Raw genomic sequence first — 10,717 nt, forward strand, 5'->3', positions numbered from 1 at the left:
TCCCCGAAAAAACGACTCGTCATCCCAGTGAAAGCTGGGATGACGACGGTAGGGTTTCCGTTGTCGTTAAGCATCGCCGCCTTTCGCCAGCAGACTCGCGCGCCGCCCGTAAGCCAGATACGCCACGATGCCGATCGCGTTCCACACCAGGAACCACAGCTGGGTCTTCTGCGGCAGGCTCCAGAACAGGTACAAGCAGCCCAGGATCGCGATCGGTCCCACTACCCACGCCAGCGGAGTGCGGAACACGCGGCGGCGCGAGGGGTCGCGCTTGCGTAGCACCAGCAAGCAGACCGACACCGCGATGAAGGCGGCCAGCGTACCGGCATTGGCCAGCGCGGCGATTTCGTCCAGACGCGCCACACCGGCCAGTGCGGCCACCAGGATCGCGGTGAACAGCGTGGTCGCAATCGGCGTGCCGGTGCGCTTGCTCACCTTCGACAGCCCGCGCGGCAGCAGGCCGTCGCGCGACATCACGAAGAAGATGCGGCTCTGGCCGTACAGGAACGCCAGCAGCACCGTCGGCAGCGCGATGACGGCAGCGGCGGCGATGATCGTGGCCGCATTGCCCTGCTGCAGTTCGCGCAGGATCAGCGCCAACGGTTCGGGGCTGTTGCCGAACACGGTGTAGCTCAACGCACCGACCGCAGCCAGCGCCACGACCATGTAGATCAGCGTGCAGCCGACCATCGAGCCGACGATGCCGATGGAAAGATCGCGTTCCGGGTTCTTGGTTTCTTCGGCGGCGGTGGAGATCGCATCGAATCCGTAGAAGGCGAAGAAGATGATCGCCGCCGCCGCCATCACCCCGCGTTCCACGCCGTCGGCGCCCATCGACTTGGCGAAACCGAACGGCATGAACGGGTCCAGACGCGAGGCGTCGAAGTGCGGCAGCGCGATGGCCACGAAGATCGCCAGCGCGATTACCTTCACCACCACCAGCGCCGCGTTCAAGGTGGCGCTTTCGCGCGTGCCCGCCATCAACATGCCGGCGACCACGAACACGATTCCCACCGCCGGCAGGTTGATGAATCCGCCGGCGTGCGGCCCGGCGGTCGCCCACAACGGCAGATCCACGCCCAGTCCTTTCAGGAAGCCCACCGCGTAGCCGGACCACCCGACCGCCACCGTGCTCACCACCAGCGAGTACTCCAGGATCAGACTCCAGCCCACGATCCAGGCCAGGGTTTCGCCCAGCACGATGTAGCTGTAGGTGTAGGCGCTGCCGGCGGCCGGCATCATCGTGGCCATTTCGGCATACGCCAGCGCCGCGCAGGCGCAGACGATGCCGGCGATGGCGAACGAGAGCAGCACAGCGGGGCCGGCCAGGTTGGCGCCGACGCCGATCAGGGTGTAGATACCGGTGCCGACGATGGCGCCGATGCCCAGCGCTATCAGGTGCGGCCAGCTCAGGGTGGGGACCAGCCGCCGCCCTTCCTCGTGCACGGTCACCTGGTCGATCGATTTGCGCCTGAGCCAAGTCTGCATGCGTGCCCCTGAGTTTCGAAAGGAAAAGGTGGCACATAGTGGCGCATCGGCTGCAACGATGCGATGTGCGCTGCGGCGATCAGCCGCCGGGCGGCGTGTACGGCCCCTTGACCTCGCCCCAGCCCCAACGCGGCATCGGCGCGTTCTCTTCCGCCTCGGCGCCGCTCTGGGAGTTGATCACCGCCAGCCGCGATCCCCATTCCAGGTAGCCGACCAGGGCGGAGCGGAACTCCGGATCGTCCGGCAAGCCGAGTTCGTCGGCGGTATCCAGCAGCAGCGCCACCCAGGCGCGCCGCTGCGGCTGGGTGAGATGGCGGTTGAGGTGCTGGCGGATCATGTGCGGATGGCCGCCATGGCTGGCCGAATACTCCGCCGGCCCGCCCAGCACTTCGGCCAGAAACGCGGCCACATGCTGCGGGTGCTCGCTATCCATGTGGGCGAAGATCGGGGCCAGGATTTCGTTGTCGTGCACGCGTTGGTAGAAGCGCGCGGTCAGGCGGTTGAGGGCGTCGATGCCGCCAGCCCATTCGTAAAGGGTGGGAACGGGGTCGCTCATCGCTGGCGCTCAGGCGGCAGTGGCGCGATTGAACAGGCTTTGCACGCTCGGCTTGCCCAATACTATAAACGTCGCCACGCCGAGCGCGGTGCCGAAGGGAATCGACAAGCAGGTAATGCCGGCGATCACCTGGCAGAAGGTCCGCGACCGGCGTTGCCGTAGATATTTGCCGGTGAGGAATTTGGCGATCGCCATGCTCGCGCCGAACAGGAAAAACAAGCCGCCGAAGATGCCAAACATCCAGCCCATCATGTGCGGGGGCATGGCATCGGCATGCTGGCCGGTCTTGGCCGCGGACGAGAGGATCGACCCCATCGTCACGCCCATGAACATGTACATCAGGCCGAACAGGGAAAAGAACGCGCTGACGCCGGCCGAGATGAAGTAGCCGATGGAAAGCAAGCGCAGATGTTCGTCGTCGAGGATCGATTGCTTCAGGGCGAGGTCGGTCACGGGTGCCGCTCCTTGGGTAGTGGCCGGGATGGTATAGGGAATCCGCGGCGTAGCGGCAGGCCGGGCTTGATCCGCCTTGCGGAACAAGCCTGGAACCAGTCACTTGATCCGAGTGGTCTGAATATTCACTACCCGCCAGCCGCCGCTCTCTTTGACGTAGATGTCGGTGTAGCGGTAATGGCTGGTGAAAGGCTGGCCGCGGTAGGTGCCGTGCATCAATGTGCTTCCGTTGATGATGGCGGTGTTTCCGTAGATGCGGATCTTGAAGTCGTCCACGGTGTAGGGCTGGATGGTCAGGTCGTCCGCCGCGATTTCCTCGATGAACTTCGCTTTGTCGGCGGTATTTCCATCGCTGTCGATCTGCAGGAAAGAGTCGGCCATGTTCGCGGCGATGGCTTGCTTGTCCTTGCGAACGATCGCGACATCCCAGGCATCGGCCTGCGCCTTGAGTGCGGCAGCCAGTGCGGTGTCTTCGGATTGCTGTGCATCGGCGGCCGGTGCGGCAAGCAACAACCCCGCCATCAGGACAACGGTGTGCCAGTGCTTCATCGCTTTCATCCTCATCGCGTGGGCGTTTCGTTGGTCACGTTGTAGGCGCTGCCTTTCTGCGGGTCTATCGGGCGGATCTCGTAGAACAGGCCGTACTGCATGCACGGATTCTGCGCGGCGAGTTGTGCGGCTTCTTCCAGGCTGTGGGCCAGGATGAACCAGTAACCGCCCACGACTTCCTTGGATTCGCCGAAAGGTCCGTCGGTCACCACGCCCTTCTTCTTGGAAACCGTCGCGCCGGGCGTATCCAGGCGCTGACCGGTCTTCATTTTTCCTTCGGCGATGAGTCCTTCCAGCCATACATAGAACTGGTCAATCGCGACCTGGATGTCCGCAGGCGCGGCATCCGTGTCCCATTGGCCGCGGGAGAGGACCAGGTATTCTGAGGGTTGAGCTTGTTCGGTCATGGTTTTTCCAGTGAGGTGACACTGATTCGTAGGTTATGAACGTATTGGGTGAATCCGAATCTGTAGGGCGGGTTTTAACCCGCCTTACGGCGGCCCAAGTTATCGCTTTCTCGGCACGGAAGGCGGGTTGAAACCCGCCCTACGAGATCTAACCATTACAGAAGGTGATAGGTTTTTGAAGAATGGAGCTTGATTAGCCAAGGCAACACAAAATACTTCTTGCGATGAATGGAGGCATGCCTGCCTGTGGGGACGGAATACGACGTCTCGACAATAAAGGGAGCTGTGGCGCGTGCGGTAACATCCTTGCCAGTAATCAGAACCTCCCGTCCTGAGAAATCTTGTCCAACCACCCTTCGCTGCGCGAAATCTTGGTTCGTAAGCGCAACGCATTTGGAGACGGAAAGCCAAGCAGTGCAGTAGCCAATTGCCAATACAATCGCTGCGCCGGTCAGCACGACGAATGCAACCTTCCTTAAGGCCATTGTGCATCTCCTGACGTCTAACCCTGAGTTGCGCCCGTTTGTGAAACAGACGCCGCCCGATTTATTTTTTTGGTACTGCAGTGCGAAGCGCATGCACTGGATTATCACGGATGAAGGTTTCAACTTCCGACAGTCGAGTTGGAAGCGGAGGTTCTGAGGTGCCGCGATAATTGAAAAAACGGAAACCCGCGTTATATAGAACCTGCACTTTTGTCCATTGTTCGATGTCCCGCATAGGAGGAGCTTTGAACGAGCGGCCCATCTCGTGCAATTTACCTCCGCAGGATGGGCAGACCGCAGCATAGTCCTGGCGCGGCGCAACCTTGAAGCTCTTACGGCAATCGAAGCATACGTGGGCAATAAGATACTGAGGAGCCAGGCGGGGTGCCTCTGGTGCTGAAGTCTTGCGATTGCCGATACTTCGCCGGATTTCCATGCGCCGATTTTTTTCTGAATCAGACATCGGGGCCTCACAAAAAAACAGATTTCAGGCTCACGGAGTGGGTGAACGAAATGGGCATCAACATCGTGACCTTGAATTGATTCTCTCGCGAAGTAGCGTAGCCCAGGTGGAGAGTAGCGAAACTCGGGACATCCGGTATAGCGATGAAACGACTGGCAACGACGCGTGGGGCAAATCAACCATGAGCGGCAAAGGGGCCGGTCAGAGTCCCCGGGTTTCGCTACGCTCTACCCGGGCTGCGTCACTTTGAACGCGCCGCATCAGCATCTGGAGTGTTGCGACTCGAAACCTCGAACGGTAGATCGCGGAGGTCCACATTGGGCAGCCTTTCCAGGGCAAGCCTCTCAAGGCCGATCCACGAACCACTGAGTTGCTCATCTGAGAGTGGGGGCAACCGCCAAACCTCGTAATGATCCAAGTAGTCATCTAGGCCCTCATCAAAACGCGAATCGAAGAAAAACAAATCGGAATCGCGACGCGCGACAACCGCTCGCGGGACATCCCAGAATTCTCGATACGCAATTCCAAACCATTCGGACATAGGCGCCTAACAAGAAATAGACCTCAGAAATGAGGCGTAGCGCAGTATGCAGCGTTATGCGAGCCAGGCAACGCCCCAAGACTCAACCCCTGAGACCGACCCCGCTACACTGTCCCTATGGATACCAACACCCTCCTGCTGATCCTCCTCGTCCTGGCCGCCGCCGCCGTCCTCCTGCTAGTCGTGCTGCTGCTACGCCGCCCCGAACAGCGCATGGAGCTGGCCCTGCGCGAGGAACAGCGCAGCGGGCGTAGCGAATTACGCGAGCAGCTGGACAGCCTGTCCAAACAACAGGAAACCCGGATCGAAGGCTTCGGCCGCAACCTCACCGAACTGAGCACCCGCACCGACCAGCGCCTGGACCTGCTGCGCGAAGCCCTGGGCGAAGACGCGCGCAAGGGCCGCCTGGAAAGCAGCGAACAGCAACAGCGTTTCAGCGATACCCTCAGCCAGCGTCTCAACGAACTGACCCAGCGCAACGAACTGCGGATCGGCGAACTGCGCGCCACCCTGGAATCGCGGCTCAAGGAACTGCAGGCCGACAACACCGCCAAACTCGAACAGATGCGCCAGACCGTGGACGAAAAACTGCACGCCACCCTGGAAACGCGCCTGACCGAAAGCTTCGGCAACGTCACCGCCATGCTGGCCCAGGTGCACCAGGGCCTGGGCGACATGAACAAACTCGCCGCCGACGTCGGCGGACTGCAGCGCGTACTCAACAACGTCAAATCGCGCGGCGTCTTCGGCGAAGTGCAGCTGGCCGGCCTACTGGAACAGGTGTTCGCCCCCGACCAGTACGCGGCCAACGTCGCCACCGTGCCCGGCAGCAGCGAACGCGTCGAATTCGCCGTGCGCTTCCCCGGTTCTTCGGTCGATTCGGTGGTGTGGCTGCCGATCGACGCCAAATTCCCGCGCGAAGATTACGAACGCCTGCTGGACGCCCAGGAAAAAGCCGACGCCGAAGGCGCGCGCGCTGCCGGCGACGCGCTGGAACGCCGCGTGCGTCTGGAAGCGGCGCGTATCCGCGACAAATACGTCTCGCCGCCCAGCACCACCGAATTCGCCATCCTGTTCCTGCCCACCGAAGGCCTATACGCCGAAGTGCTACGCCGCCCCGGCCTGGTCGACGCCCTGCAGCGCGACCAGCGCATCGCCGTGGCCGGACCGACCACGCTGCTCGCTTTAATGACCAGCTTCCACATGGGCTTCCGCACCCTGGCCATCGAAAAGCGGTCCAGCGAAGTGTGGAAGACCCTGGGCGCGGTAAAGACCGAATTCTCCAAGTTCGGCGATGTGCTGGATTCGGTGAAGAGCAAACTGGACCAAGCCAGCACCCAGATCGAAAAGACCGGCGTACGTACGCGCGCGATCGAACGCAGGCTGCGCGAGGTGGAGTCGCTGCCTAGCGAAGGGGAGCCGGGGTTGTTGGGTAGCGAAGCCGAGGGTCCGCAGGAATAGCTTAGCAACCCGACGACGTCATCCCAGCGAAAGCTGGGATCCATCTTGATCTTGGTGGGCGACGCGGAAAAGCAAAGGCAACAGCAACGTCAAAATGGATCCCAGCTTTCGCTGGGATGACGTTGTTCCCTTCTCCCCTGCAGGCACCGCAAGGAAGAAGGGAATAAGCGGATCAACCCCCCGGCGTCGGCACGATCACCGGCATCGCGTCCATCGGCACGGTGGGATTGTCTTCTTCTTCCATCAGATAGTCGGGTAGATTCTCGTCGTCCGACTTCTTTCGATCGTCGCTGATCTGGTAATTGCGGCGCTGCAGCCAGGAATCGCGGAACAGCGCGTATTCGTCGACTGCGCCTTCGCGCAGCGCGTCGATCGACAGCAGTTGCGCGCGCACGTCGACCAGCTGCAAGCCCTGCAGGAAGAAACGCGTCTTGTCGTCTTCCACCTGGCGGATAGGCGACAGCGGCGCATCGCCGATCAGACCGAACACGTCGCGGATGGTGCGCGGTCCGAACAGCGGCAATTCCACGTAGCGCGAGCGCTTCCATCCCCACACGCCCAGGGTCTGGCCGAAATCCTCGTTCTTGCGCGGCAGCTTGGCGTCGCTGGCCGGATCGAAGATGCCGCCGATGCCCAGTGTCGAATTGAGCAGGAAACGTCCCAGCGATTGCCCGGCCTGTTTGGGTTTGCCCTGCAGCAGGCTGTTGAGCGCGGTGATCGGCTCGCCCAGGTTGCTGAAGAAATTGCCGACGCCCAAACGCACCGGTCGCGGCACCACTTTCACGTAACCCTTGGCCAGCGGCCGCGCGATGGTGCGGTCCACCGCGTTGTTGAAGGTGTGCACCTTGCGGTTGAGCTTTTCCCACGGGTCGTACGACTTCGGCATTTCCACGCCGGGCGGCAGGGTGGGGTCGGCGACTGCGTTGTATTCGTCCTGGCCGTAGATGGCGGTGAAGTCGTCTTCGGCGGCGGTTTCCCCGCCGGTGGAAGTCGCTGCCGGCGACGTCGCCGCGACTGCGTTGGCGTCGGTGCTGGTGTCGCTGCCGGTGTCGCTAGGCGCGGGCGCTTCGATAGGAGCCGCCGGCGGAGCTTGTCCGACGACGATGGTTTCGGCCGGCGGCGCGGTGGCGGCGGCGGGCTTGGTCGACGCGCAAGCCGATGCCAACGCAGCGAAGACGACCACAATAGCGATGCGTAACAGGTTCATCCCGTTTCCCTGGGTACTACGGCGTGGGGGTGGTGCCGGGGAAATCCAGCCCGGACGTCAAGCGATAAGCGGTGCGCAACTCGGACAAGCCGGCGGGCTCGCCCTCTATTTGGGGGACTGCACCTGCCGCGCGCAAGCGTGCGGCGAGTTCAGCCAACAATGCCAGCCCGGCACTGTCCACGGAAGTGACTTTGGTCAGGACAATGCGTTGCGCGCCAGCCAGCATTTGGCTGACCGATGGCCACAAACCGGCGGCAGCGGCCCGGTCGAGCGCGCCGGCGAACACCAACGCATCGCCGTCGCGATCGACGCTGGCCGTATTAATGGCGTTACTGGCCGCCATTGGCCTGCATCTTGCCGGCGCGCAGATCGGCGGCGACCTGGGCGATGGACTTCTGCCGCAGCGGCGCGTCGAACTGGTTCTTGAAGGTCTGCACGTAGGAAATGCCTTCGATCATCACATCGAACGCTTTCCATTGGCCGCCGACGTTGCGGATCAGATAGTCCACCGGGATCGGGTCGCCACCGTCGCGCAGCATCTCGCTGGAGACCTTGACCCCGCGGTTGCCGGGCAGCGGCGACTCGGATTTGATGCGTACGCGCAGCTTGGTGTTGAAGTCCAGCAGCGAGGTGCCGTAGCGGGACATCAGGTTGTCGGCCAGCGCATCGGCGAACAGCTTTACGTCGGCATCGGAGGCGCCGCGGCCATGCACACCCAGCACCAGGCGGGCGGCGTAATCGCGGTCGAACGTGCGGTTGAATTCGCTGGTGATAAATTGCTTGAGCGTGGCCGGATTTTTGCGGAACTCGGCGCGGCGCTGTTCCAGCGTGGTCAGGATGCGGGTGCTGCTGTCGAGCACCACTTTGCTGGCGCTGCCCTGGGCGGCGGGCGCGGCGGCGGCGGGCTTGGTCGCCTGTGCGGTGGCCAGCAGCGGAGCGCCGGCGAGCAGGGCGGAGGCGATGACGAGCGAAAGCAGTGACTTCTTCATTTGGCGGGTTCCTCGGAGGGCGGAGTAGCGGCAGACGGGGCGCTGGCGTCGGCTTCGGCGCCGCTTGCCGGCGGCTTGCCGCCGCCGCTGAACATGTATTTGCCGACCAGTTGCAGCAGGTCGACCGCGGGTTGGGTGTAGGCGATCTCTTCGCCGGGCTTGAGCACTTCCGGGTCGCCGCCGGGGGAAAGGCCGATGTAGTTCTCGCCCAGCAGGCCGCTGGTGAAAATGCCGGCGGAGGTGTCGGCGGGCAGATCCTTGTATTGCTTGTCGATATCCAGGGTCACGATGGAATCGAATTTGACCGGGTCCAGCTGAATACGGGCCACCTGCCCGACCACCACCCCGCCGATCTTCACCGGTGCCTGCGGCCGCAGCTGGCCCAGGTTGGTGAAGCGCGCGGTCAGCTCGTAACTGCTGCTGCCGAAACCGAACTTCTTGTTGGTGGAGGCGATGGCCAGCACCAGCAGCGAAGCCAGCGCCAGGAAAAGGAAGGCGCCGACGGCGAATTCGAGACGGGGTCCACGGACGGCCATGGCATCAACTCCTGAACAACAAGGCGGAAAGAACGAAATTGAACATCAGCACCAATAGCGAGGCGTTCACCACCGCGCGGGTGGTGGCGACCGAGGTGCCTTCGATAGTGGGCTCGGCATGGAAGCCTTCGTAAGCGGCGACCAAGGCACAGGTGCCGCCGAACACCGCAGACTTCAACAGGGCCACGCCGAAGTCGTCGTAGAAATCGACGCTATTGCTCAGCGCCGACCAGAACACGCCGTTGTCCAGGCCCAGCACGTGCACCGCTTCCAGATAACTGGCGCTGATGGCCAGGCTGCAGAAGAAGCCGGTCAACAGCGGCACGGTCAGCACCGCGGCCCAGAAACGCGGGGCTACGGCCTTGGCCACCGGGTCGATGGCCATCAGCTCCAGCGCCTTGATCTGGTCGGTAGCGCGCATCAGGCCCAGCTCGGCGGCGATCGAGGACCCGGCGCGGCCGATGAACAGCAGGGCGGTCAGCACCGGTCCCAGTTCGCGGTAAAGCGACAGGCCCAGCAGGGTGGAGAGCGCATCGGAAGCGCCGAAGGTGGTCAGCGTGCGCCAGCCCTGCAGGGTCAGCACCAAGCCCACGAAGGCGCCGCCTACGGCGATGATCGGCAGCGAACGTGCACCAACTTTGTAGATTTCGCGGGTAAGTTCGGCGAAAAAGTCCTTGGTCGGCTTCGAGGACCGGAATACCGACAGGGTGAACAGGCCGGCTCGGCCCACCGAACGGATGGAGGAGGCAAGGGGCATCAGGCGGCCTCCGTCCGTGGGGTGGCATCGAAGGCGATGGGCCCATCCGGCTGCCCGCGCAGGAACTGCAGCACCAGCGGGTCGCTAGTGGCTTCCAGTTCCGCCGGAGTGCCGGAGAAGACGATGCCGCCATTGGCGATGACCACCGCCTGATCGGCAATGGGCAGGGTCTCGTGCACGTGGTGGGTGACGATGACGCTGGTCAGTCCCAGCGTGTCGTTAAGGCGTTGGATTAGGCTCATGATCACGCCGCTGGCGATCGGGTCCAGGCCGGTCAGGGGTTCGTCGTAGATCATCAACGGCGGGTCCAGCGCCAGCGCGCGCGCCAGCGCCACCCGTCGGGCCATGCCGCCGGAGAGTTCGCGCGGATAGGCATCGGCCGCGGCCAGCAAGCCGACCGCATTGAGCTTGAAGTTAACGATACGCTCCACCAGCATCGCCGGCAGTTTCGTGTGCGTGCGCAGCGGCAGGGCGACGTTTTCGCCCACGCTGAGATCGGTCAGCAGGCCGTTACCCTGCAGCAGCACGCCGATGCCCTTGCGCATCTCCAGCAGATGGCGGGTGCCCCGGGGCACCGGCTTGCCGAACACCTCGACCGTGCCTGCGGTCGGGGGCAGTTCACCGGTCAACGCCGCCAACAACGTGGACTTGCCGCTGCCCGACGGGCCCAGCACCGCGGTGATGCTGCCGCGCGGCACCGACAGGTCGATATCGCGCAGGATCGTGCGTCCGCCCCGGTCGAGCCGGGTGTTGGACAGGCGCACTGCAGGCGAATCGGGGGAGGTCATCGGCACGGGCAACTCCAGAACAACCGTGGAGCATCAG

The 10,717-nt window shown here is 63.1% G+C and carries 14 protein-coding genes; 1 reads left to right on the plus strand and 13 read right to left on the minus strand.

Features of this window, described 5'->3' with window-relative positions:
* Nucleotides 1-66: 66 nt before the first annotated feature.
* From AC1DTQ_RS06655 to AC1DTQ_RS06685, 7 genes are all read right to left on the minus strand, one after another.
* Nucleotides 67-1,488, minus strand: a complete 1,422-nt coding sequence (locus AC1DTQ_RS06655) for an amino acid permease (protein ID WP_477848730.1) — start codon at nt 1,486-1,488, stop codon at nt 67-69.
* Nucleotides 1,489-1,567: 79 nt separating this feature from the next.
* Nucleotides 1,568-2,044 carry a group II truncated hemoglobin gene (locus AC1DTQ_RS06660; RefSeq protein WP_477848731.1) on the minus strand — a complete coding sequence of 159 codons (477 nt, stop codon included), beginning with the start codon at nt 2,042-2,044 and terminating at the stop codon, nt 1,568-1,570.
* A 9-nt stretch (nt 2,045-2,053) separates the two neighbouring features.
* Nucleotides 2,054-2,497 carry a hypothetical protein gene (locus AC1DTQ_RS06665; protein WP_477848732.1) on the minus strand — a complete coding sequence of 148 codons (444 nt, stop codon included), beginning with the start codon at nt 2,495-2,497 and terminating at the stop codon, nt 2,054-2,056.
* Nucleotides 2,498-2,596: 99 nt separating this feature from the next.
* A complete protein-coding gene (locus tag AC1DTQ_RS06670; RefSeq protein WP_477848733.1) occupies nt 2,597-3,046 on the minus strand; it encodes a nuclear transport factor 2 family protein in 450 nt (149 codons plus the stop codon).
* 11 nt (nt 3,047-3,057) lie between these two features.
* Nucleotides 3,058-3,453, minus strand: coding sequence for a YciI family protein (locus AC1DTQ_RS06675; protein WP_477848734.1), 396 nt, complete (start codon nt 3,451-3,453; stop codon nt 3,058-3,060).
* A 155-nt stretch (nt 3,454-3,608) separates the two neighbouring features.
* Nucleotides 3,609-3,938: a hypothetical protein gene (locus AC1DTQ_RS06680; RefSeq protein WP_477848735.1), complete on the minus strand. Its 330-nt coding sequence runs from the start codon at nt 3,936-3,938 to the stop codon at nt 3,609-3,611.
* 61 nt (nt 3,939-3,999) lie between these two features.
* Entirely contained in the window at nt 4,000-4,401 is a 402-nt protein-coding gene (locus tag AC1DTQ_RS06685; RefSeq protein ID WP_477848736.1) for a hypothetical protein, read from the minus strand.
* A 658-nt stretch (nt 4,402-5,059) separates the two neighbouring features.
* Here AC1DTQ_RS06685 and AC1DTQ_RS06690 point away from each other — a divergent pair.
* Nucleotides 5,060-6,403, plus strand: a complete 1,344-nt coding sequence (locus AC1DTQ_RS06690; RefSeq protein ID WP_477848737.1) for a DNA recombination protein RmuC — start codon at nt 5,060-5,062, stop codon at nt 6,401-6,403.
* 172 nt (nt 6,404-6,575) lie between these two features.
* Here the strand turns inward: AC1DTQ_RS06690 and AC1DTQ_RS06695 are convergent, their stop codons facing one another.
* The 6 genes from AC1DTQ_RS06695 to AC1DTQ_RS06720 are packed head-to-tail and all read right to left on the minus strand — an operon-like array spanning nt 6,576 to nt 10,680.
* The gene (locus tag AC1DTQ_RS06695; RefSeq protein WP_477848738.1) at nt 6,576-7,610 is read right to left on the minus strand and encodes an MlaA family lipoprotein; all 1,035 of its coding nucleotides are present in this window, start codon (nt 7,608-7,610) and stop codon (nt 6,576-6,578) included.
* Between the two features lie 16 nt (nt 7,611-7,626).
* The gene (locus AC1DTQ_RS06700) at nt 7,627-7,935 is read right to left on the minus strand and encodes an STAS domain-containing protein (protein WP_477849150.1); all 309 of its coding nucleotides are present in this window, start codon (nt 7,933-7,935) and stop codon (nt 7,627-7,629) included.
* A 4-nt stretch (nt 7,936-7,939) separates the two neighbouring features.
* A complete protein-coding gene (locus AC1DTQ_RS06705) occupies nt 7,940-8,599 on the minus strand; it encodes an MlaC/ttg2D family ABC transporter substrate-binding protein (RefSeq protein WP_477848739.1) in 660 nt (219 codons plus the stop codon).
* Entirely contained in the window at nt 8,596-9,135 is a 540-nt protein-coding gene (gene mlaD / locus AC1DTQ_RS06710) for an outer membrane lipid asymmetry maintenance protein MlaD (RefSeq protein WP_477848740.1), read from the minus strand. The genes AC1DTQ_RS06705 and mlaD overlap by 4 nt, the downstream gene beginning before the upstream one ends.
* A 4-nt stretch (nt 9,136-9,139) precedes the next feature.
* Entirely contained in the window at nt 9,140-9,892 is a 753-nt protein-coding gene (locus AC1DTQ_RS06715) for an MlaE family lipid ABC transporter permease subunit (protein ID WP_477848741.1), read from the minus strand.
* Complete coding sequence (locus tag AC1DTQ_RS06720) at nt 9,892-10,680, minus strand: ABC transporter ATP-binding protein (RefSeq protein ID WP_477848742.1); 789 nt, start codon at nt 10,678-10,680, stop codon at nt 9,892-9,894. The genes AC1DTQ_RS06715 and AC1DTQ_RS06720 overlap by 1 nt, the downstream gene beginning before the upstream one ends.
* Between the last annotated feature and the right edge of the window lie 37 nt (nt 10,681-10,717).

The organism is Pseudoxanthomonas sp. P4_B2, from assembly GCF_056402315.1.

Coding starts and splice junctions, on each gene's coding strand:
- AC1DTQ_RS06655 (WP_477848730.1), bottom strand. CDS start 1,488: ATGCAGACTTGGCTCAGGCGCAAATCGATCGACCAGGTGACCGTGCAC.
- AC1DTQ_RS06660 (WP_477848731.1), bottom strand. CDS start 2,044: ATGAGCGACCCCGTTCCCACCCTTTACGAATGGGCTGGCGGCATCGAC.
- AC1DTQ_RS06670 (WP_477848733.1), bottom strand. CDS start 3,046: ATGAAGCACTGGCACACCGTTGTCCTGATGGCGGGGTTGTTGCTTGCC.
- AC1DTQ_RS06675 (WP_477848734.1), bottom strand. CDS start 3,453: ATGACCGAACAAGCTCAACCCTCAGAATACCTGGTCCTCTCCCGCGGC.
- AC1DTQ_RS06680 (WP_477848735.1), bottom strand. CDS start 3,938: ATGGCCTTAAGGAAGGTTGCATTCGTCGTGCTGACCGGCGCAGCGATT.
- AC1DTQ_RS06685 (WP_477848736.1), bottom strand. CDS start 4,401: ATGTCTGATTCAGAAAAAAATCGGCGCATGGAAATCCGGCGAAGTATC.
- AC1DTQ_RS06690 (WP_477848737.1), top strand. CDS start 5,060: ATGGATACCAACACCCTCCTGCTGATCCTCCTCGTCCTGGCCGCCGCC.
- AC1DTQ_RS06695 (WP_477848738.1), bottom strand. CDS start 7,610: ATGAACCTGTTACGCATCGCTATTGTGGTCGTCTTCGCTGCGTTGGCA.
- AC1DTQ_RS06705 (WP_477848739.1), bottom strand. CDS start 8,599: ATGAAGAAGTCACTGCTTTCGCTCGTCATCGCCTCCGCCCTGCTCGCC.
- mlaD (WP_477848740.1), bottom strand. CDS start 9,135: ATGGCCGTCCGTGGACCCCGTCTCGAATTCGCCGTCGGCGCCTTCCTT.
- AC1DTQ_RS06715 (WP_477848741.1), bottom strand. CDS start 9,892: ATGCCCCTTGCCTCCTCCATCCGTTCGGTGGGCCGAGCCGGCCTGTTC.
- AC1DTQ_RS06720 (WP_477848742.1), bottom strand. CDS start 10,680: ATGACCTCCCCCGATTCGCCTGCAGTGCGCCTGTCCAACACCCGGCTC.